At 46.8% G+C, this 21348-nt stretch carries 24 protein-coding genes, 1 tRNA gene and 5 pseudogenes; 14 read left to right on the top strand and 16 right to left on the bottom strand.

Annotated elements, in window-relative coordinates:
• Positions 1-30 precede the first annotated feature (30 nt).
• Complete coding sequence (locus tag JCM14467_RS08525; protein WP_054849804.1) at positions 31-513, top strand: NUDIX hydrolase; 483 nt, start codon at positions 31-33, stop codon at positions 511-513.
• On the opposite strand, the pseudogene JCM14467_RS17355 reads toward JCM14467_RS08525, so the two are convergent.
• Positions 488-762: pseudogene (locus JCM14467_RS17355) on the bottom strand (acylphosphatase). The gene JCM14467_RS08525 and the pseudogene JCM14467_RS17355 sit on opposite strands and share 26 nt — an antisense overlap.
• 264 nt (positions 763-1026) lie before the next feature.
• On the opposite strand from JCM14467_RS17355, the gene JCM14467_RS17350 reads away from it, so the two are divergent.
• Both JCM14467_RS17350 and JCM14467_RS17345 read left to right on the top strand, forming a co-directional pair.
• The gene (locus JCM14467_RS17350) at positions 1027-2010 is read left to right on the top strand and encodes a hypothetical protein (RefSeq protein ID WP_252901180.1); all 984 of its coding nucleotides are present in this window, start codon (positions 1027-1029) and stop codon (positions 2008-2010) included.
• Positions 2011-2131: 121 nt separating this feature from the next.
• A complete protein-coding gene (locus JCM14467_RS17345; protein WP_342765507.1) occupies positions 2132-2677 on the top strand; it encodes a serine/threonine-protein kinase in 546 nt (181 codons plus the stop codon).
• A gap of 2 nt (positions 2678-2679) precedes the next feature.
• Here the strand turns inward: JCM14467_RS17345 and JCM14467_RS17340 are convergent, their stop codons facing one another.
• The 3 genes and pseudogenes from JCM14467_RS17340 to JCM14467_RS08510 form a co-directional block, all read right to left on the bottom strand.
• A complete protein-coding gene (locus JCM14467_RS17340) occupies positions 2680-2904 on the bottom strand; it encodes an FHA domain-containing protein (RefSeq protein WP_252901179.1) in 225 nt (74 codons plus the stop codon).
• Positions 2895-3083: a hypothetical protein gene (locus tag JCM14467_RS17335; protein WP_252901178.1), complete on the bottom strand. Its 189-nt coding sequence runs from the start codon at positions 3081-3083 to the stop codon at positions 2895-2897. Before JCM14467_RS17335 ends, JCM14467_RS17340 begins: the two co-directional genes overlap by 10 nt.
• A 182-nt stretch (positions 3084-3265) precedes the next feature.
• Positions 3266-3547 (bottom strand): annotated as a pseudogene (locus JCM14467_RS08510) (30S ribosomal protein S26e); the annotation flags it as partial.
• 123 nt (positions 3548-3670) lie between these two features.
• On the opposite strand from JCM14467_RS08510, the pseudogene amrS reads away from it, so the two are divergent.
• A pseudogene (amrS, locus tag JCM14467_RS08505) lies at positions 3671-4809 on the top strand (AmmeMemoRadiSam system radical SAM enzyme).
• Position 4810: 1 nt separating this feature from the next.
• On the opposite strand, the gene JCM14467_RS08500 reads toward amrS, so the two are convergent.
• Both JCM14467_RS08500 and JCM14467_RS08495 read right to left on the bottom strand, forming a co-directional pair.
• Positions 4811-5212, bottom strand: coding sequence for a hypothetical protein (locus JCM14467_RS08500; protein ID WP_054849803.1), 402 nt, complete (start codon positions 5210-5212; stop codon positions 4811-4813).
• Between the two features lie 147 nt (positions 5213-5359).
• Positions 5360-7138, bottom strand: coding sequence for a molybdopterin-dependent oxidoreductase (locus JCM14467_RS08495; RefSeq protein WP_054849802.1), 1779 nt, complete (start codon positions 7136-7138; stop codon positions 5360-5362).
• Between the two features lie 65 nt (positions 7139-7203).
• On the opposite strand from JCM14467_RS08495, the gene JCM14467_RS08490 reads away from it, so the two are divergent.
• Positions 7204-7416, top strand: coding sequence for an FAD-dependent oxidoreductase (locus tag JCM14467_RS08490; RefSeq protein WP_054849801.1), 213 nt, complete (start codon positions 7204-7206; stop codon positions 7414-7416).
• A complete protein-coding gene (locus JCM14467_RS08485; protein ID WP_054849800.1) occupies positions 7413-8342 on the top strand; it encodes an NAD(P)/FAD-dependent oxidoreductase in 930 nt (309 codons plus the stop codon). Before JCM14467_RS08490 ends, JCM14467_RS08485 begins: the two co-directional genes overlap by 4 nt.
• 9 nt (positions 8343-8351) lie before the next feature.
• Here JCM14467_RS08485 and JCM14467_RS08480 read toward each other — a convergent pair whose 3' ends face one another.
• Positions 8352-8915, bottom strand: coding sequence for an amidohydrolase family protein (locus JCM14467_RS08480; RefSeq protein ID WP_252901176.1), 564 nt, complete (start codon positions 8913-8915; stop codon positions 8352-8354).
• A gap of 165 nt (positions 8916-9080) precedes the next feature.
• Here JCM14467_RS08480 and JCM14467_RS08475 point away from each other — a divergent pair, with 165 nt between their 5' ends.
• Positions 9081-10172, top strand: a complete 1092-nt coding sequence (locus JCM14467_RS08475) for a hypothetical protein (RefSeq protein ID WP_054849799.1) — start codon at positions 9081-9083, stop codon at positions 10170-10172.
• Here JCM14467_RS08475 and JCM14467_RS08470 read toward each other — a convergent pair.
• The 3 genes from JCM14467_RS08470 to JCM14467_RS08460 form a co-directional block, all read right to left on the bottom strand.
• Positions 10131-10529 (bottom strand): amidohydrolase family protein, encoded by a 399-nt coding sequence (locus tag JCM14467_RS08470; RefSeq protein ID WP_054849798.1) that lies wholly within the window; start codon positions 10527-10529, stop codon positions 10131-10133. The two genes, JCM14467_RS08475 and JCM14467_RS08470, sit on opposite strands and share 42 nt — an antisense overlap.
• A gap of 132 nt (positions 10530-10661) precedes the next feature.
• Entirely contained in the window at positions 10662-11039 is a 378-nt protein-coding gene (locus tag JCM14467_RS08465) for a hypothetical protein (protein ID WP_252901175.1), read from the bottom strand.
• Between the two features lie 11 nt (positions 11040-11050).
• A complete protein-coding gene (locus tag JCM14467_RS08460; RefSeq protein WP_054849796.1) occupies positions 11051-12373 on the bottom strand; it encodes a hypothetical protein in 1323 nt (440 codons plus the stop codon).
• A gap of 110 nt (positions 12374-12483) precedes the next feature.
• Between JCM14467_RS08460 and JCM14467_RS08455 the strand changes: the two are divergent.
• Positions 12484-12958 (top strand): annotated as a pseudogene (locus JCM14467_RS08455) (PaREP1 family protein).
• 3 nt (positions 12959-12961) lie between these two features.
• Here JCM14467_RS08455 and JCM14467_RS08450 read toward each other — a convergent pair.
• Positions 12962-13038: transfer RNA gene (locus JCM14467_RS08450), tRNA-Ala, on the bottom strand.
• A gap of 123 nt (positions 13039-13161) precedes the next feature.
• Here JCM14467_RS08450 and JCM14467_RS17330 point away from each other — a divergent pair.
• The 3 genes from JCM14467_RS17330 to JCM14467_RS17320 all read left to right on the top strand — a co-directional run bounded on the left by JCM14467_RS17330 (position 13162) and on the right by JCM14467_RS17320 (position 14307).
• On the top strand, positions 13162-13398 hold the full coding sequence (locus JCM14467_RS17330) for a hypothetical protein (protein ID WP_252901174.1): 237 nt from the start codon (positions 13162-13164) through the stop codon (positions 13396-13398).
• A gap of 44 nt (positions 13399-13442) precedes the next feature.
• The gene (locus JCM14467_RS17325) at positions 13443-13781 is read left to right on the top strand and encodes a hypothetical protein (protein WP_252901173.1); all 339 of its coding nucleotides are present in this window, start codon (positions 13443-13445) and stop codon (positions 13779-13781) included.
• A 145-nt stretch (positions 13782-13926) separates the two neighbouring features.
• Complete coding sequence (locus JCM14467_RS17320; protein WP_252901172.1) at positions 13927-14307, top strand: hypothetical protein; 381 nt, start codon at positions 13927-13929, stop codon at positions 14305-14307.
• Here JCM14467_RS17320 and JCM14467_RS08440 read toward each other — a convergent pair.
• Both JCM14467_RS08440 and JCM14467_RS08435 read right to left on the bottom strand, forming a co-directional pair.
• Positions 14215-15816, bottom strand: a complete 1602-nt coding sequence (locus JCM14467_RS08440) for a hypothetical protein (protein ID WP_054849795.1) — start codon at positions 15814-15816, stop codon at positions 14215-14217. The two genes, JCM14467_RS17320 and JCM14467_RS08440, sit on opposite strands and share 93 nt — an antisense overlap.
• Positions 15817-15841: 25 nt before the next feature.
• Positions 15842-16078: a hypothetical protein gene (locus tag JCM14467_RS08435; protein ID WP_054849794.1), complete on the bottom strand. Its 237-nt coding sequence runs from the start codon at positions 16076-16078 to the stop codon at positions 15842-15844.
• Between the two features lie 284 nt (positions 16079-16362).
• Here JCM14467_RS08435 and JCM14467_RS08430 point away from each other — a divergent pair, with 284 nt between their 5' ends.
• On the top strand, positions 16363-16713 hold the full coding sequence (locus tag JCM14467_RS08430; RefSeq protein ID WP_252901171.1) for a hypothetical protein: 351 nt from the start codon (positions 16363-16365) through the stop codon (positions 16711-16713).
• 154 nt (positions 16714-16867) lie between these two features.
• Positions 16868-17664 (top strand): annotated as a pseudogene (locus JCM14467_RS08425) (PRK13768 family protein).
• A 24-nt stretch (positions 17665-17688) separates the two neighbouring features.
• Here the strand turns inward: JCM14467_RS08425 and JCM14467_RS08420 are convergent.
• Positions 17689-18639 carry a substrate-binding domain-containing protein gene (locus JCM14467_RS08420; RefSeq protein ID WP_054849793.1) on the bottom strand — a complete coding sequence of 317 codons (951 nt, stop codon included), beginning with the start codon at positions 18637-18639 and terminating at the stop codon, positions 17689-17691.
• A gap of 103 nt (positions 18640-18742) precedes the next feature.
• On the opposite strand from JCM14467_RS08420, the gene JCM14467_RS08415 reads away from it, so the two are divergent.
• Positions 18743-19426 carry an HAD family hydrolase gene (locus tag JCM14467_RS08415; protein WP_054849792.1) on the top strand — a complete coding sequence of 228 codons (684 nt, stop codon included), beginning with the start codon at positions 18743-18745 and terminating at the stop codon, positions 19424-19426.
• Here JCM14467_RS08415 and JCM14467_RS17310 read toward each other — a convergent pair.
• Complete coding sequence (locus JCM14467_RS17310; RefSeq protein WP_252901168.1) at positions 19361-20443, bottom strand: Ig-like domain-containing protein; 1083 nt, start codon at positions 20441-20443, stop codon at positions 19361-19363. The two genes, JCM14467_RS08415 and JCM14467_RS17310, sit on opposite strands and share 66 nt — an antisense overlap.
• Before the next feature lie 55 nt (positions 20444-20498).
• Entirely contained in the window at positions 20499-21305 is an 807-nt protein-coding gene (locus JCM14467_RS17305) for a hypothetical protein (protein WP_252901167.1), read from the bottom strand.
• Positions 21306-21348: the final 43 nt, after the last annotated feature.

Genomic DNA, 21348 nt, shown 5'->3' with positions numbered 1-21348 from the left:
ATTAATCTGGGCTATGCAGGGTTTACTAAAATGAGTAGGGAGTACCCAAGGTACCCATTGGTTGGTGTGGGCGCCATAGTCATTAAGGATGGTAAGATACTCCTAATAAGGAGGGGTGCGGAGCCTAACAGGGGTAAGTGGTCAATACCGGGTGGCATGGTTGAGCCAGGTGAGGACCCTGACAAGGCGGCGCTGAGGGAGTTGCAGGAGGAGACCGGCATCATTGGTAGGGTATTGGGACTCTTCGGTATTTACCAATACGTGGAGAGGGACGAGAGGGGCAGGGTTAGATACCACTTCCTAATGCTTGACTACCTAGTGGAACCCATCGGTGGTGAGTCCAGGGCCTCCAGCGACGCCATGGAACTTAGGTTTACTGACTTAAGTGAAGCGTTAAGCCTTGATTTAACGGATACGGCAAGGCAATTAATAATGGACCTACTTGACTCGGGGCTTAAACCGTGTGGTGGCGGCTTGATCAAGTATGTTAATAAAGAATCGCGAAGTCATTGAACTCATTCTTAGGTTCCTCGTACTCAATATCGACATCCTCCACAATAGCGCCTGGAGGTCCTTTACGAACTATACTTATTAATTGTTCAATGGCGTCATCGGGTCCTTCAGCCACGATCTCTACCGTGAAGCCATCGGGTAAGTTTTTAACGAAGCTTTAACGCCCAATTTCCTGGCGTGCCTCCTCACGAAGGCTCTAAACCCAACTCCCTGGACCACGCCTCTAACTAGTACGTGAACCCTCTTCATTAGGCATCTGAAGAGTTGTACTAACTTATTTACTTTGACTCACCTGCCTTAACGCTGTTGATAGGTATTCCCGGTCGATATCTAGGTTCGTGGACGCCTCTCACGATTAGTTAGGGCTTGATGCCTACACTCGTGAATATCGCCGTGATTAATCCCTACGTAATTCATGACCAGGTATAATACGCCTTATCCCTTCGCAACACACTTGTCGTTATCCATCCTGCGGAAACGTTTTTATTAAGGGATTTCAGGGAGATAATTAACGTGTTAATTACCGATGTTAATAAGGTGATTAAGGCGTTGCCCGGGATCGTACTCTTCATAAGCCTATTATTTCTAATCGGCATTAATATTGTGCGGTTATTAGTCGCGGTTTCGCTATTCGTGTTATTCTATGAATTGTTTAGGAAGTACCCACTGAGGAATAATTGGCTTCTAATACCATTAATTTCGGAGATTATCCTCGTACTATCCATAGCCTTCATAATAAGTAGTGCCTACGTCTATGATGTACTAGCCATATTTTTAGGAGTCCTGATACTCATCTTATCATTGAGGGTAGTTGATCTAAGGGCCATGATCATACTAACAATTGCCTATGTTCTATACCTATTCTACAGGGGTTACGTGAACCCAGCACCTCCCCCGTTTTACTTACTGATTAATTCACTCCTTATATTCGCATCGTCGCTCGTAATCACGATTAGGAACTCCATACTAATGTATAGGATTGACTTTCCTGAGGATGTTATTGATAGGGCAATAACGTACCTAGGCGTATTCCTGATAATACCTGCAGCCATATTTCTCCTAATGCTGAATCAACCCTACGCATACATGGTGTTGGTGCCATCCATAGTGTCGGCAATACCAATGATGAGGAAATTCCCTGGTTATGTATCGGCAGCGGTGCTAATAGTGACGCTGGTTTACGGAATATACCCAGTGATTAGGGTATATTGGCTGGGCATTACAGCTCTAGTGCTCATTTTTATAATAATGTACTTGAGACCAACCAGACTTAGGTTCGTTAAGGGATTGAGACCACCACTGTCCTGGTTAGGCACGTGGTTAGATGGTAAGTACTTAATTGATAGCGTGGTTGCGATGGGTGGTTTTAGTTACGTGCTTAGGGGTAGGGATGAGTGGGGTAGGGTCTACGCCATTAAGGTCCTTAAGGATAAGGATTCAAGGGGTAATCCCCTGGCTAACGACCTAGGGTACTCTCATCATTTAAGAAGGAAATGAGTGAGTACCTATCATCGAGAGTCCACACATCGTTAAGGTATTCGAGGTTCACATACCACCCGATGAGAAGCTTCCATATAAGTCGCTCGAGGACTACCTAAGTGAGCCACCTTACGTGGTCATGGAGTTCATGGAGGGAGGATCACTCAGGGACTTAATGAGGGAAAGTGGACCGTTAGAGCTTAGTGAGTTCCTGAGGTTGGCATACTCAATAACGCTGGCGTTGTCTGAACTACATAAAGCAAACATAGTGCACTTAGACCTCAAGCCTGAGAACATATTATTTAAGGATAAGGATAGAAGGATTGTTAAGATAGGCGATCTAGGCGCGGCTAAGATAATGGTTGGCGGTAAGTCCTACGTATCCCAATTTTCAATAGCCTATGCAGCACCCGAGGTTAGCAGGGGAGTTGCTGATGTTAGGTCGGACATTTACTCACTATCATGCATATTCTACGAAATGTTGACGGGAATAAACCCACACATCCATAGACTAAGTAGTGGGCAGGTCCTCATACCTCCAATAACGAGTTATAGACCTGACGTACCACCTGAAATCGCATCCCTAATAATGAGGGGGCTCGAATTAAATCCATCACTTAGGCCATCAAGCACGGGCGAGATACTAGCCGTACTCAGTAAATACGTGAATACGCAAGTTACTTAATACTATGGATTCTCCCCTGTTATTACTGATAATTTAATAATTGTGTAGTAGCCGAGCCTAACAACGACGTCACCATTAAACCTATACTCGCTTATTCTTTTGAAGGTTCCGCCGTCAAGCACGTACGTGCCATTCGTACTATTCAAATCCTTAATTAATAATTCACCCCCAACCATGGTTATTATGGCATGCTTCCTCGAGACCGTCGGATCAGGTATTATGACCATGTTCTCAGGCTCCTGCCAAGCGTTATCTCTCTAATTATTGACAGGTCGAATACGACCTTAAAATCCTTCATGAAGTCCCTGGGACTTTCAATAAATGTTAACTCAAGCTTACTTGGGTTCCTCCTTTCCGTCTCCGTATTGGCTAACTCCACTCTCCTAGTTTCCTCATTACTCTCCATTATGCGTTAACATGGGCTTAAAATGACTTATAAGAGTTACTGCTGTGCATTCATCATTTGAGTTTAAGGCTTTGCTGGCGCACCCTGGGTGTTCTGCGATGTTGATGGCGCCGGCGCTGTGTCTGGGTTGGCTTGGTTGCTGGTGGCGTTGCTATTGCCTCTCTACGCACTGGCGCTTTTGTCAATGAAATCTTCCTCTTCCTCTCATCCTCGGCCCTAACCTTCAGTATGCCTAGGTAAATGGCGCAGTTTATGCAGTAGGTCTTGGTGACGTAATACCTAGGCACGATTGCGCCCTGCTTCTCAAGCTCTCTAGCAAGGTCACCAGGCACTGGCGAGTATGGTACAGTGACCCTAACAGCCTTAGACCTAGGCACTAACTTACCGCAATTATCACAATAAACCATTGGTTCCTTACCCTTATCACCCTTATGGCGTCCCCTATTCTTCCTCTTCTTCGGCATACCCGGCTTCATATAACAAGCCACTTAAAAAAACATACCCCCTCCGTAATCACGTACTAATAAATGAAACTTGCTTACCTCATAAGGTTTTTAATCATGAATTAATGATTAACAATGGGTTTAATGAAGGAGGCAACATTGTATAGGGCATTGCCGGACGGTAGGGTTGAGTGTACGGCATGCGCAAGGAGGTGTAAGCTCTCTGATGGTCAATATGGATTTTGTGGTGTTAGGTGGAACCTGGGTGGTAAGCTGTACCTAATGGTTTATGGTAAGATCTCGCAATCGCCGTGGACCCAATCGAGAAAAAGCCTCTTTACCACTTCAACCCAGGTTCGATGGTTCTCTCCTTCTCCACGTACGGCTGCAGTTGGGCATGCCAGTACTGCCAGAACTTCGACATAAGCCAGAGGAGGGTTCTCGAGGGGTTTGAGGTAACTCCAGAGAAGATCATCGAATTAGCCGAGACATACGGAGCCCAGGGAATTACGTACACGTATAATGAACCCTCCATCTTCGCAGAGTTCGCATATGACGTTGGAATCCTAGCCAAAAAGAGGGGTTTGTTCAACACATTCGTCACTAACGGGTACATGACTGATGAGACGGTTGATTACATATCTAAGTTCCTCGATGCAGCCACCGTAGACTTCAAGGGAAACGCCGAGCCCAAGTTCCTGAGGAGGTTCTCAATGGTCCCAGACCCAGAGCCAATATTCCAGACGCTCGTTGAGATGAAGAAAAAGGGCATATTCATCGAGGTAACAGACCTGGTGGTCCCCGAAATAGGCGATAACCTTGAGTACGCACGCAAGCTAGCCAGGTGGATCGTGGATAACCTAGGCCCAGAAACACCCATGCATTTCCTGAGGTTTCACCCCGACTACAAGGTTGATTACCTACCACCAACACCCATAGAGACCCTTGAGAAGCACGCTCAAGTGGCTAGGGAGGAGGGTCTCAAGTACGTCTATATTGGTAACGTACCAGGTCACAAGCTCGAAAACACGTACTGCCCAAACTGCGGTAGGGTTGTGATTAGGAGGAGAGGCTTCGACATACTGGAGGTCAACCTGACGGAGGATGGTAGGTGCAAGTTCTGTGGTGCCAGAATTAATATTGGCGGTAAGGTGTGGCCAACATGGAGATTGAGCGATAGGTTCGCCTATGTACCAATTGACTTACTATCTAGGTACGTTAGGATAACTAGGGAGCAGATAGAGGAGTTCAGGAGGAAAGTTCACGTTAAGACCCAGGGATAGGTTAAATTACGGCCTTAACTCTAATGCTAGAGATGCAGAGTACCCTACCTGATAAGGTAACGGTGCCCCCATCAATCAACATTGTTATTCCTGAAACCTCATCAGCAAGGTTAAGTTGGCTAATGGGAAATACCATGCTTATGGCGCCAATGCTAACGTAGATCTTAACTACATACTCCCTATCATGATTATCAATTAACGTTAATACAAAGAGTGATGAGTGATCGCTGATCTTACGTTCCTTCCAACCCAATAACCAGTAATCATCACCGTACTTATTATTAATACTCCTTAACAATGAGACAAACTCAAAATCATCAAAGCACCTACCCACGGTTAAGTCCATCCTCTTCAGGAACCTCCTTAAATTCCTGGTAGATCCCTTGGCAACTTCTACGACCATTTTAACCCGTTAATGTGCATTGCTTAAAAGCATGTCCCTAAAAATAATAACTTCATATTGCGAGGTCAGGTTATTTACTGACTTATTAATCACCGTAAATAATGTAAAAATAACTTGACCACCCAATAATGGGTTGGCAAAATATTGCTAATTGCCCACGACCTTAACCCTAACCCTGACTCCATTGAGCATCGGTGTGCCTGCGTACTTACCCTTAATGCGACCTGTAATACTGTTTATCGGCTTACCATCAAGGTCAATGAGACTACTCTTATAAATCAACGCCACACCTGGGGGCACATTACCATCCCTAACAGCCCTAACCCTAACACTGCCAAACTCACTCTCCAGCACCACAATACCCTCGTAATCATGGGTATAGACCACGGGCTCTAGATTACCGTAAACCTCACGGAACTGGGTATTTGTGTAGAGTGGGTGCGACGTAAACACTAGGCGGACCTCATTAGGACCTAATTCACCGGGCTCGGTTGGGTTTGGCAGCGGTAATGCATCAGGTTCATTGGTGGGTAGGTATTTCGGCTTCATCTTAACGATCTTCCTCACCCTAAGCTCCTCCAGGGTAACACCTGCGGGCCTTATGGCCCTATCCACGGCATCCCAGGGATCCTCAAGGAGCAGTGGGTGCGTAATCCCAAGCTCCTTGGCCAACCTCCTTACTAAATCAACCTCCGCTATACCCCTAGGCGGCTTGATCGGCTCATTGTAAATGAGGTAGTCATGCCAATAACTGTAAACCACGTCATACTTCTCGAGGAATGTGGGTGCGGGGATCACGACATTCGCCAACTTAGCCGTCTCGGACCAGTACGGATCATGAACTATCAATGTAACCCTGCCCTCACGAACAGCCTTAATCAGCTTATCACCACCTGGCAGGGTAACCACGGGATTCTCATTCCAAGCATAGATTATGTCAACCTCACCACGTTCAATGTAATCCCCAAACTCAGCCATGGGTATGACCCTCGATGACCTAGCCATATGAAGACCCCTGAGGTAGTCAAAATCGAGTCCCCAACCGAGGGAGTTCGAGTAGTAATAACCCCTCTCCAAGCCTATGAGGGCGGGTATTAGCGAGATCATCCCAATGGCATCACCACCATTCTGGGAACGACCAAGGGCAAAGCCTATCAGGGTCAAAGGCTTATACTCATGGTAAAACTCGGCAAGCCACCTAATATCGCTAATACCTACACCACTGACCTTTGACAAGTAATCAAGTGAGAAGCCCCTGACGTAATTAACCAACTCCTCAAAGTGCCTGACCTTACCCTCAACAAGACCCTCCTCAATCAAGACCTTAATGACACCAATGGCGAGGTATACGTCTGTGCCAGGTCTAACAATTATTGCCCTATCAGACTTCCTAGCCGTGTCGCTGACCCTAACGTCGATTGACACCTTCGGCTTCTTAACAAATAAGGCCCATATATGCGGTGATGATGTGCTGGCTGGGAATGCCCAGAAAACAGCAGCCCTGTACTTAGTGAAGTCCTCAGGCAGTGCGCCCATGCTCGTGCCGTAATGAGCCCTAATGGCTGCATGACCCTCCGAGGAGCATATCGACCTATCGGTCTGAGACGCACCAATTACATTAAATATTCTATCTGGGTAATACCATGTCAAAAGTCCTTGATTACCGTCGTAGTCCGTACGCAGTATCCTGGCGGGGTTCTTCTTCATCGTCTCCTTGAGTAGCTTGGTCACGTACTTAATGGCCTCGTCAATAGTGGTCTCCTTACCGTCTATGTAGGCTGTGGTCACCCTGTTCTTCTCATTCCTAATTAGGTCGGCCCTGCCCCTGGCGCAGGTGAAGCCGTTGATGGGGAATATATTGAGTGGTTTGTAATTCTCGTTGAATATGCACGTGTCGTAGCAATCCCTGGTGCATGCGATGACCATGTCAGGTTAATGGTCATTCACGTATTAGTTATAAATTAATTCCCCATGATAAGTTGGGGTTGATCATGGCTAGGGCTTATGATGTTGTTGTGATTGGTGCCGGCTCCACGGGAACCACAGTGGCTTATTACCTGGTCAGGGAGGGCTTCAAAACCCTGGTCATTGATAAGCGCGGTGTTGCCCAGGGAATGACCGCATACTCCCTGGGTCTCGTCAGGAGTTACTACGCCAATGAGGATGTGGCTAGAATGTCGCACTACAGCCATGAATCTTCATGAACTTTGAAAAGGAGTTTGGCGTCGACGTATTTACCAGGACGGGCTTGATAGTCATTGGTAATGACGTGGACGGCATGAGGAGGACCTTCGAAATGCTTAGCGGTATCGGCGCCAATGTCAAGTTCTTAAGTGGTAATGAAGTTCGTGAAATGCTCAACGCCGATGTGGCAGATAACGAGGTTGGCATTTACGAGGAGGACGCAGGCTATGCCGATACAGGCCTATACACAAACACGGTAATGGCCAGGGCCAGGGAGTTGGGCGCCGAGTTAATCATTGATGAGGCCCAGGTACATGTCGAGGATAACAAGGTCGTCGGTATTAGGCTCGTTAGCAGGGGCGAAGTTGTTAGGGCTGATCACTACGTGGTTGCCACTAATGTGTGGGTACGCAAGACCCTACCCCAGCTAGACCTGCCAATTAAGAACATTATTGAGAGGATAGTTAGGGTTGACATGGGTAGGTCCCTACCCAACGTGTTTGACTACACGAATAACTTCTACATAAGGCCCGAGGGCTCAAGCAACGGACTAATGGGCCTACTATACCCACCAGAGGACACCTGGCCAGACCCAGACAGCTTTAATCCATTAGCCGAGCCTGAGTTTGAGTATGCCGTTAACGTGATGGAGAATGCTGCCAGAAGAATGCCCTGGTTCGTGAACGCGAAGTACTTGGGTGGTTGGAGGGGCCAGTACGACGTGACGCCGGACTGGATGCCCATAGTCGATGAGCCAATTAAGGACCTAATAATCGTCGTCGGTTTAAGCGGCCACGGCTTCAAGCTAGCCCCAGCCTTCGCCTTAATGGTTACGGAATTGATTAAGTATGGGAGGATGAGGACGTTTAAGGACATCTTTAGATTGAGTAGGTTTAAGGAGGGTAGGATGGTGAAGGGGACTGTGCAGGAGAAGGCTGCGTTTTGACGGTGTTGTTCATGGGTGTATCCTTTCGCCACCCACGTAGGTCTCTAGCACCTTTATGTCTTTCAGTTCCTTATCACTAACACTTAATGGGTCTTTATCAATTATTATGAAGTCGGCTAGGTAACCGGGCTCGAGCCTACCGAGCTCGTGCTCCTCATGGAGTAGGTATGCGGAGCCGTAGGTGTAGTAGTGAAGCGTCTCGGCAATACTAACCGCCTCACCCTCAGTATACTTAAGCAACTCAATACCCTCATAACGACCCCTGGTCACCGCCGCGTACACGGTCTCCCAGGGATTAAGCGGCTCAACTGGTGCATCAGTGCTGAAGCCCAGCATTATGCCATTATCTATCAGGGTCTTGAATGGGTAGACGTACCTAGCCCTATCAACACCAACCCTATCCACAACCCACCAATCACTAATTACGAAGTGTGGCTGAACAGCCAATGCAACACCCAACTCCCTAATTCTCCCTATCAAGTCCTCCCTAAGTACTGAGGCGTGCTCGATCCTATGCCTAAGCATTGAGGCATCACCCAACCTGCCATAAATATCGAGTATTGTCTCGATCATTTTAACCGCTCTCCCGAGAGCGGTATTTAACCGCCCTTGGGTTCATTGCGGTCTCCCTGGGCACCCTCACCGCGGTGGCGGTTGCCCCACGGCTCTCGGAAACCCAGGGTAACCAAAAGGGTTAATAAGCCAGGGCCTTATAAGTATTGCCTGGGGATTCCCCATATGAGCTACATAACCATTACATTACCATTTAATGTTAATGGTAGTGAAGCTAGGAAGTTATTTAGTACTGCATGGTTGTTTAAGATTGCCACTCATAGACTGCTTGATTTGGCTAAGCAAACGCCCATACTACCTGCAACCGATATTAGCTGGAAAAACACCTTCAGGAAGATAATCTATGAAATAATACCTAATCGTAGGTATACTGATGGGGTTATCACACTTGTACGTGAAATTTACGAGTCTTGTAGGCAATTAGGAGTAGACTTCAAGGAAGTAGAGCTAGGTCATTGGTTAATGTTTCAGCAAAGTGAGATGGAATACCCAGTGAGGAGTATAACTCTCAAAGACGGTTACAGCTTCCACATAACCACAATAGACTATAATGGGAAGGAGAATAGGGTAGTCATTAGGCCAACAATACCCAAGAACTATGGAGTTTTACTTAATAAGATTCTTGAGGAGAAGCAGAAGTACACAGCGAGAGTAGTCATTGAGGACTACGGTATAAGAAAGAACGAGTTATGGGTTCACGGGGAGGTGCAGTTAACGGTGCCCATGGACTTCTACTATAGGCACATGATAAGGTACGGGAGGAATTATGGCAGGCTCTATGGTGGTGTGGATGTCAATACTGATAGAATTAACTTGGCCATAGTTGATGATGGGGGAAACCTTAGAGACACATACACCTTCTGGTTTAGGGAGGTTACGGCTAGGGGTTACCCAAGGCGTAGGGCTTGGAGCGTCATTGGTATGGCCGTGCACGAGATGCTGGATTACGCCTATCACCATGGTGTTAGGATATTGTTCCTGGAAAACCCGGATGTACTGGGGAGGCTAAGGTTACTTTGGATTAGGAATGGTAGGAGGTTGCATGAGAACTACAACTACAGGGTATCAATCTTCAGAAACTCCATAATAGAGATGATTGCCATGAAGGCACCACTATACAGCATCGAAGCCAAGTACGTGAACCCAAGGGGCACCACAAACTCGAGGGAACATGACGAGGCAATGAGGAAACACGGACTAGACAGACACACCGCATCAGCATACCTCATCGCCATAAAGGGAATCAAACAACACTAAAAGACCCCAACCATTGTTACTGCCCCTACCTACTATCCACCCGGTCTTAACGCTTCTCGCGTAATCCCTGAGCCTCCTCTTCAACTCCTCGATACTCGGGACACCCCTAAGGTCGAGCGTTGATAGGTTAATGCCTATTGAGTCCAGGTGCGCGTGGGCGTCAATGAAGCCAGGCGTCACAACCCTACCCCTTAAGTCCACAGTATCGAGGCCTAGGGCATCGGCGATCCTCAATGCCCTGGACTCATCACCGACGTAGACAACCCTATCACCAACGATCACGAGAGCCTCAGCCCTAACCAACGGCTTAAAGGAGACGTAAACCAACCCATTAAACAAAACAAAACCACCAACCATTACTTAAGACTGCTAAAGGCACAGTATGTAAGGATTACCCGCAGGGGTTTAACGGCATTTAATGAGGTCATCATCTTCGGCTCCATCAATCTCTAAATTTAAAATAATGAAGACCAATGCTTCAGCAGCTCATTAACCAAGGTATGTTGGTGGGCATCCCTGGGCTAATTGACCGCCAGCCCAGGTCTCGTTAAGCTCAACGCCGGGCGTGGGTACGGCATAGGTCTGGCCATTATAATTTACGTAGCTAATGCCAGGAACCACATTGTAATAAACGTATTGACCACTTTGGGTAAAGCCTATACTCACGGCATAGTACTCAGTGTTCGTAGTATAGTATTGCTGTAGATTCGTCATTTGGCCCATATCCGAAAGTACGTTGGTGAGCCATTGAGCCCACGTTGGTAAACCACCGGTCTCCACAATGGTATCAACAACCACGCCACCCTCAAGTGCGGAGGCTAAGGCAGATATTACCTGCAGCAATGGAACATTGAAGATATTGGCCACATACTCAGATATCAATGCGCCATTCTGTATTGATGTGCCATTTGGGAAATAGAAATAATAAAGCCCCTGCTCATCCACTGCACAGCCGACGTACTCTGCGTCGGTAGGTTCAAGCCGTAATAGCTCAAGAATTGGAATATAGCCGATACCGGACCGCTGCCAGTGTCTGGGCCATACACTAAATTATTCTGGAGGTTGAACCCTATTACGTAGTAGTAATACTGGTTAGTAGGTACATAACCGCTTACGCACGTTCCAGTGTGTAAATTCAGGTCTGGACAATACCAATATTGGTATTGAGCCATGCCATAGGCGCCTGGGGCACCGACATAGTATATATTACTTGGTAAAGACCCTAATTGCCCAACGCTTTTTAGAGGCATTTGTAATTGTAAGCTTGATGAATTGAATGAGGAACCTATCACATCGGCTATTACCTGTCCACCGCTTGTCTCTAGTTCTTCTGCATATATGTAAAATGGCTCTGAAGAAGATGCTGAAATACTTAGGGCTATGTTCAGTGAGGCACTACTTAGTGTGTTCCTCACGTTTTGGCTCCATGAAATCCATAGCAATGGTATTGTCCCGTTATAGCCGGTGCAGTTAGCTAGAGCCAAGTATCCACCTGGCGACACCACTGATCCAGGAGCGTACTCAGGCGCCTGACTCATGCAGTCGTATAGTTGGCCTGGTTGGTCTGTATTGTTGGAGAGCTCGAGTGGTGGTTTCGTGACTGCGGGACCTGCTGGCTTTAGTTGGCTTATTGGTATGTTTGGTGGGGCTGTCGTGTTTATTTGGGCGTTAACCGTTATTACGTAGGTTTCATCGCCAATGTATAGTGGTGCTGGTGCGTAGGGTATTGTGAATGACTTAATGTAGACTCCGCGTGGTGTTTGGTATGTTATGAATACGAGGAGTGCCGTGTATAGGCCGGGCTGTATTGAGTGCCAGGTGCTCCTCAGCATCCAGGAGACCCACCTATTCACGGCGTAGGCTATGCCTGGCGTGTCCATGGGTATCACGACCCTCGAGCCTACGTAAACCCCAACCGGGACTATGTGGTATGGCGTTAGGGCGAATACGGTCACGGAGGCATTGCCCAGTGGTGCCCCACTTACTGACTCAATGTTTATCACAATCCTCGAGTAGTTAATGCCGTTCGCGGCGACCCTATAGACCTGGTACTCCTCACTCACGTCCCTGATTGGCGAGTATGTCCAGGACCTGTATAGCGTTGGTTGTTGGCCCGTGGTGACTAGTACTGTGATGATTAACGAAATTACTACGGTGAGCATTAGGGCGGTTATTACCCGCGCCCTGGCCATACCCATCATGTTTATGGGGATTAACGGACTTTTTTTACTTCGCCGCCTATTCATAAAAGGTGAGTCGAGCAGGGTTGAAAACCAAAGGCATATTTAGTACTGGGTCTACTCACTAATGTATGGCTAATGTTGACGAGTTAATCAGGAAATTGGTGAATAAGGGAGTTGATGTGGCGGAGTTGTTGCTCGATGCATTAAGCGTGGTGGATCCGCAGGAGGGTATAAGGGAGAGGATTAGGCTCGCTGAGGAGTATTTGGAGGAGGCGAGGCAGTACGTCGATAAGGGTGATGCCGTGCAGGCTAGTGGGAAGGCGTATAAAGCCGCGGAGGAGGTCATCAAGCATTAGCGAGAAATTTAACACGCCAGAGTATCAAGAGTTTGTTAAGGTTGGGCGTTGGTACACATACCTACTGGGCATGGCCAGTAAGACCTTAGCTAATCGGCTTGGTTATTGGGTGGTTGACGGCTGGAACGCAGCCTACGACCTACATGTATGGGGTTTTCATGAGAGGAAGTACTCGGTTGAGTATGTGAAGATCGGTATTGCCAGGGTTGAGGAGTTGGTTAGGGAGGCGAGGAAGGTACTGCAGTGATTTTGGTGGACCGGCCGGGATTTGAACCCGGGATCTCCCGCGTGCAAGGCGGGCATCCTTCCAGGCTAGACTACCGGCCCAGGAAAAGCCTAAGGTAATGGTCTATAAGCTTTTCTAGTTAATCAAGTACAAGCCCTTTTCAGGTTCAGCGGCTGCTGCCTATATGGAGTTAGCTTTTTGTTTTGTCCGCTACCTTACTGTCGATGTTGCTGTGGTTGTTGGGTGTGGGCTTCGGCCTACTGGGCATTTCCTGGCTGATCCTTGAGTATACCTCTGCCTCAAGGTTTAGTGTTGATTATAGGTTGTCCTACATTAAGGAGAGACTGAACTACTTAATACCGCTATATCTAATTGGCGTCGCTGCCGTTGCCCTAACCCTGGTTTCATGGGTTGAGCCTGGTATAGGGCCTATATATCCTACGTCACGGTTCTCGGCTTAACCGTTGGTGGTAAGGTATTCCTTAATAGGGCGAGGAGGGGCTTCATGAGGGTTCTCGATGTTTATGACCTAGACCTTGACCTGCCCATAGTCTCCGCGGCCGTATCGTTAGTACCGCTTAATTCCATAATTGACATACTCATCATTAACCTCGCATCCATGGCAACGTTATTCCTCGAATCAATCATCATGTACGTTAGGGCGAGCAGGAAGTTCTTCGATGTTGGTCGTACGAATGCGCTACTTTACTCATTACCCCTGTTGGTAATTGCCTTATACGCGCTTTACGTTTCAGTGAGGTCCATAGCCGTATTTGCGATAGCGCTGCTCACGTTGGTGTTATTCATCAGCGATTTAATGCATTTAGTAATTAAGGGTCCCTAGTGGGTAAGCCTTATTTCATTAATATTTTATGAAGTACTTAAGTGATGAGTGCTAGACCAGGATGATGTGGTGATTGATAGAACCCGGGCTGAGGCTTCTGGGTATGGTTTTTAAATGGTGTAACACTCTTATGATTACTTAGTATATGCATCATAGGAAATTGAAAAATTACATACTCCTCCAAAACCTTGCCAATGGACTTGTATCGCCATTCATGAGCTTCCTAGCCGCGGTAATAGGAGTACCCAGTATCGGCATCAGCCTGGTCTCGTCCGCCACATCATTCTTCAGTGGTGTCGTTCAATTACCATTGAGGAGGATTAGGCGTATTGAGTTACTGCTTAAGTTATCGACGTTATTGCTGGCGGTTCTGTGGCTTATAATGGCATTCATCGCCTATGGAAATCCACTGGCCTACCTAATAACGTACATACTAATAGCCGGCGTCGGCGGTGCAAACTCCTTCGCGTGGGCCCTGATAATGGAGAGGCTCAGCCGCGGCTGCCCCCTTTGTGGGTGTTGCTAACTTCAACAAGTGCATAGCAATTATTTTTCTCTTCACCTCATCCTTAACTTTACGGTATTTTTGGCACAGTACCTTCACAACCTGTATCCTAACCTCAATATGTTCTTCGATGAACTTCATGGGTAATCTAACAACACATTTACCATGGCTACGATTAATGCGGGCATGAACATCATCATACACAGCTCTCAACATCTCGATAATCCTCTTTGCCTCATCCTCATCCTTAGCCTTGAGAGCCAACCTAACAGTGCCTTTTTGAACATCCACTGTGCATCTGTAACCTAACACACTCACCTGCATCTCGCCCTTTCGCCATCTTACCTCCATCTCGGCAATTCGCTTAATTCTTTCCCACTTCTCAAAGCCTAAAGCGTCAAGGATGTCCTTAAGGATTGATGGCGAGACATCAATCATAGCCCTTGCCAAATTAATGGCATTACTGCCGTAAAACCTCACTTCAACCTTATTGCCCCTTGTTATCGGTTTACCGCTCCTAAAACCCATTTCTCTCAACTTCGCTAACAACGACGACCCCCACGCTTTAAACTTCTCATCCAACATTGTAATTTCAAGCACAGTCACATCATAGCCGCGATCCTTCCTGATAAACGCGCTACCATCGCCGAGTATCGCTGTGAATGTGAATGCCAAAACCTCTTCCTTGCTGAGCTTCCCAATATCATTGTGGATTCTGCCCCTGATTGACTTGTGGTTAGACCGCATGAACCACGTAATAGTTACATCGCCCTCATTGATATTGATGGAGCTCACATACGTATGTACCCTACCAGGGTAAAGTAACGACCATGCGAGAACTTGCCATATCTGCGTCGTCCCCATTGCCGACAAGCCTTTCTGTACGTCTCCATCGGTCTCCTCTAAGCCTCTCCTCAACGCCCTAAGCACTTTCTTAATGAACCTCCTATACTTCTTCTTGTCCATTATTTCCTTAAACACGTCAGGCACCATGATAACTATGCCACCGAGCCCCTTAAGTACTAACTTAACCGTTATACTGTCTCCACTCGCTTTACTCACCTCCAGTGTTGTGTGCCTTCCATATACACTCACCCCTGATACGTTCTCACCCCTAATCACGACCACGGTTCTACCTCTCGCTAAGGCATTAATTAGCTCCCTAACCTCGTAACCAACCACATGCCAGTAATTCATGAATTCCTCACTGTAGCCTATGAACCTATCGATCATCCCTAAAAGACTGGTTGTGATCTTGTCGCTGTACTTACCCCGTAATTGCATTTCCAGCCTATCCCTTGTTATTAACCACTCGTTCATCCATTCCTCAACCCACCAAGAATCCCAAACACACCAGCGTTGTATTCGATTGATTGCTTCGCTCAACAACTCGATGGCCTTATTTACGGCGTTTTCATCAGCCTCACCACCACAGACGTACTTCTTACCCCTCTTCACGCCCATGCAGAACCTATTCCTCCTCAATAGTCCTATGTCGAGCTCACTAGGCTCACCCAGAGCACTATACATACCAATTGCTGAATCCTCAACTAGATTAATAAGGCACTACACAACGTGACCCAGACCTAAAATCCCCGAGCCACTCAACCCTAGACTCGGCAATTGCTCTATGCTCTGGTTTTGAGTAATCAACCACGAAGGTAACGCTCGGCCTTAGGTAGTCATAATCAATAGCCAACCTAACATTCACGAGAAAAGCCCTCGAGCCCCTGAGACCATACGTGATACTCGCCAAATTAACCATGAGATAGTCATAAATGCCGTTAACCAAGTCAGGAAGTACGCCACAGGCAACCTCAAAGACACACCTCGAGTAAGCCCTCCTAAGCCTAGGTCCACGGTAATTAGTAAATAAAATAAGTTGTTTTTAAGGGCTGTTCGCTGATTTAACCGTTAATCGCCATAGGCAGTAAATGACTAAGCGTAAAATCGATTGCGCGAAATTCTAACCGGTTTAATTACTTTACTCAGTAGCTACGAAGATTAACGCAACAAGCATAGTCATTAATAAATAACCAATATTTAAACACACTCAGGTTTTAAAGACTATTCCCATTGGCTCAGGTGTATCTGCTTAACATGAATGTTGAGCAGTTGGCCATTGTTAACGTGATTAGTGGTGTGTCGACTCTAGCCCTGCAGAGGTTTGTGGGTAGGTGGTTCGATAGGAATAGAAAGTTGATCATGTTCCTGGGGAGGTTCCTGCTGGTTACTTTTCCGCTGTCATATGCTCTCGCCAATAATGTTTATGTGATTTACCTCGCGAATACCGTGGCTGGGTTCACAAACTCAGCATCTAACATTGCCTACATAGGCTTTGTCTATGATAATGCTGAGGATCGGAGGACGCTGTCAGCCTATATACCTATTCTATGGTGTGGGCACGTTAATTGGTTCGTTGATTAGTGGGTCATTAGTGACGGTGGTGGCGGGCTACGTGGGTTTGAGGAATAGTATTAGGTACATGCTGCTTGGGGAGCTGCCGCGAGGGCTGTTACGGCTACGCTGTACATGGGTGTCTAACGCAGTTCGGAAGTTTTTTTATTGAGGTCCTTAGTACATGCATTGGATGTTCACAGTATTTATAGTGGGCACGGCTGGGTCTGGGAAGACTACGTTGGTTAGTTCATTCGCTGATTGGCTCGAGGATAATCAGTATGACGTGGCCATAGTCAACCTGGACCCGGCCGTAGAGTACGTGCCGTACATACCGGACATAGACATTAGGGATGTGGTCTCGGCCAGGGAGCTAATGAGGAAGTATAAGCTTGGCCCGAACGGCTCGATAATAGCCGCCATAGACATGCTTGCGGTCAGGGCCCAGGAGATTAAGAGTCAAATAATGGATATCGGGGCTAACTACGTCTTAATAGACACGCCTGGCCAGATGGAGTTATTCGCCTTTAGGAGTGTTGGTTCGGTATTAATTAATAGGTTGAGCATGGATAGGTCTGCCGTGGTCTTCGTGATAGATGCAACCCAGGCCCAGACACCGAGTGGTTACGTATCATCAATGCTCCTAGCCCTCTCAACGCAGTTAGGTTTAATATGCCTCAGGTTAACGTGCTTAATAAGGTTGATCTACTCGACAGGTCCGTGGTTGATCAAATACTTGAGTGGGGTGAGGAGACGGACCTACTCAGGGAGGCATTAATGTCTAGCCAGGCGAATAAGTTAGAGGCGGACTTAAGTGTTAGATTATCGGACGTGCTAACGGCCATTGGGACCATACCAAGGCCAATACCAATAAGTGCTAAGACGGGTGAGGGCTTGATGCGCTTTACAGGGTGTTGCATAATATATACGTGGGTGGTAGCGATTACGATTACCTGGAGTAAACCTCACCAGTGTTCCTAAGCATTACATAACCTGGCCTCGCACCTACCTGTTGATCCTGCGTATGAATTCCCTAACCGCTGGCTTGTTAAGGCTAACCCTGGAGACTACGATGTCAAATTCCTCAAGAGCGATGGGCCTGACCGCGAGGCCCATTGAAAGCGCCTGCCCGGCAATTGCAATGCCGTAATCAGCGAGCCCCCTGGCAACCTTCTCAGTAACCTCTACGTGAGTCTTAACAACATCGTTATAACCCTTCACAATCCTCCTTATCTCATCCGTACCATACCCAGTGTGTCTGGCTACCCCGTTTAGTAATAATTCCGTTGCCAGTCTCGTGCCTGAGCCTGGGTTTCTATTAACCATCCTCAGCCCAAGTATGTCCGTTAAATCACCAATGCTTAGGTATGGTCTATGCACGATGCCCAACAGTCTCATGTAACCCCTTATTAGGACGGCGTTGTCCCAGGCGCCCATTGAATTCATGTAGGGTATGTTGTACTCACCACTCATTGGGTCAATTAGGTGGATGCCGGCTATGTCGGCTAACCCGCTGATAACCATGCTTAATCCATTCATTGAGCCAACCCAGTAGGCGTCGATGCAGTAGCCCTCACTACGCATCTCATTAATCACATCCCTAACTATGCAATCATCACTCCCCGCATACACGGTATCACACACGGTACCATCGGGGTTCCACACATACCTATTCACCATTGATTTATACGTACTCAGTAATTCCCTGCCCTCCGTGGTTAATGACATGCCACCTCTATAACCCCTCCTTGAATTAATGACCTTAACATTCAACCCACTTTCCAGCCTATTAATTAATTCCCAAGCCCTTGAGTATGGTAGCCCAAGGTCCTTAACCACCGATAATAGGGAACCCCTCTTCTCGAGAATCTCGAGAAGTCTCGCCGTTAAATTATCCATTATGACCTTCCCATCCTGTTCAAGGAGCACCTCGATCTTGAACCTGGGCTTACCCACTATGTACTTGGGCTATAGCTTCCCTTAATAAGTGTTTTACCTTTCCATTGATTATAATAGAATGGTTTATTAATGAGTTAGGAATAAGGCATTCTCCCATATTATGGTCATCAAAGCCATTATACTAGATCTAGACATGACCCTCGTGAATACATTACCCAAGTTCCTAAACATACTCAGGGAGTGCGCGGCAAGACATGGTAAAGTCGTAAGTCACGATGTGAATCAACTACTCAGCATTTACTATAGGGATCCATCACTTAGTGAGGTGCTTGGTGACTTATCGAGGAATTTCTGGTTTTGGCATGAGTGTTGGTTAACGTACTCGGAGAGGAGGGATTATGGTGAGGTGTTCACGGGAATTCTTGATGCCATGAAGGCCCTACGCAGCATGGGTAAGAGGTTGGTAATAGCCACGGGCAGGGAGCTGGAATGCGCACGCATAGTGGATGAGCTTAGGTATTACGGATTTACCGAGTTCATAGAGGGGTGCGTATCATTAGGTGATTTGGGGCCTGGTCATGATAAGCTCGACCTGGTTAGGAGGGCGCTTGATATTCTTGGGCTTCCACCGGGCGTTGTTGCTTACGTTACTGATCATCCAAGGGATATCCTCCTAGTTAATGGGTTGGGTACGATAAATATAGGGGTGGCGACATGGACTAAGGGCTTCCCATCAAAGTTTGTGATTAAGAGCGTGGCTGAGCTACCAAGCTCATTGTCATGCTTGACGGAACTTCCTGTTAATGATCATGCCTATCGATACGCCGAGGGCTATTGGTGCTAGGTAAGCGAGGAGCATGTACCAGGGTATCCCAAGGAGGCCTGGTATCACCGTTACGTAGTAAGGCCCATACATGCCTGGATTTACATAATCATTACCAGGGTATTGTATTAACACCGCATAAACACCGGGCTTGGGGAATGGTATGGAGGTCCTTATGTAGTGACCTGTGATTGGCACGCCATACATACTCACAGTCTTATTTCCACTCCTGATCAATATCGTTAGATTTCCACTAACGTAATTAATGGGTATGTCAGTCGCAATACCTATGTTAAACGTTTCATAACCACCCGCGGCAATTAAGTTACCGCTTCCATTTACGTAGAGCATTAACGGGGCCTTCATCACGTTTAACACATAGGTTGCGCGGCATCCCTGGTAATTAATGTTTCCAGGCCAGGACACAATTATTGAGTAATTACCCGGTATCTTTGGCGTGAATACGTACGTGCCGATACCACTTGAGTTAATGTACATTGTTCCACTTATTGATGAGGTATTGCTCTTTATTAATACGTTAAGTTGCGCATTTATAATTATGGGCGTCATACGGCTTTGTATAATGAGTCCATGAAGTACCTCTGGCGTTCCGCTGACGGTTATTATGAGTGAGCAGGGGGCCTTGTTAACGGTTATTGTGAGGTTCGTGGAGCTTGGCTGATAATTGGGTAGGTTTGTATAATAAATTTTTATCACGTATGTTCCGGCCTGGGGCGGTATCCAGGTTACCTGGACAGTGCCGTTCACGGGAGTATAACTGCCTATTGTTATTGCTGGCGTAAGTCCATTAATTTCGTAACCTATAGTTAACGTTCCACCTGAGATCGGCGGCGAAAGCTTTACGTAAATATTAACCGCGCTTCCGTAGGTTATGTTTGTGCTGTTTACATAGGCGATTATGTACACGGTGCCCGGTAATACGAAGAATGTATAATTAATGATGGCTTCTTGGAAGTATGTGGTGTTTGTGAACATCACTGTTAATACGTGGTAACCAACGCCATAATTAACCAGCATGGTGTACTGGGCAATCCCATGGTTATTGGTTGTTACTGACGTTACGTAATCATTATCAACGTAAATACTTAATTGCTGATCCTGTAGGCCCCACGGGTGTTGTTGCGTTTATGGTTATGGGCATGTAATTCCCGTAATTAACAGTGCTCTGCATACTCAGGGTTAAATGAACGGGGGTTGGCACTATGGTGAAGGTGAGTGTTTCATTTTCATTCCGCGTATAGCCTCCAGCGTCCGTATAACTAATTCTAAACGCTATTGTTGCCGTACCTAGTGAGTACGGACCTGGTATTATGGTTATACTCTCATTAGCCGGCGGCTTCACGCTAATCATGGTACTACTAATCACGGTGCCCGTCCCAATCATCACCATTAATGCTGAGCTTATTGGTATGGGCGTACTATTCGTTATCTCTAGCGTAATTACCTGGGGCACGCCGCTATAGAGTCTGGTTGTTGTGGTGTTTATGGTTATTCCAGGGATTATTGAGGACACAGTGAAGTAGTAATTCGTAGCATAATCCACCGTGGTTAATGATAGGGATGCGTTGTAATTACCCTCCGTTAGGGCTGGGTTGGTTATGTTGAATGAGTTCTCCCCTGGCTGTAATGTCCACGTGCCCTGGATTACGTAATCCCCTATGCCTAGGGTGTAGGATACATTAATCGGAACTGTTGCCTCATCATTAATATTAATTGTTATGGTGCTATTTATGCCGGCGCCCGTGTATATGTGCGTATAATTACTTATGGATTCGGCGTAGGATCCGTAGTACCAAGTGATTCCAGTGACCGTGAATGGTGCTGGTGGATCCACACTGAGTATCGCTAGTACTGCGTGTATTATCAACGCTATCATCATTTACGGAATCAAATTAATTACCCATTTAAAAATGCTGCTTACC

The organism is Vulcanisaeta sp. JCM 14467 (assembly GCF_001316245.1).
Lineage (GTDB): Archaea > Thermoproteota > Thermoprotei > Thermoproteales > Thermocladiaceae > Vulcanisaeta.
This window is presented reverse-complemented; position numbering and strand designations above follow the sequence as displayed.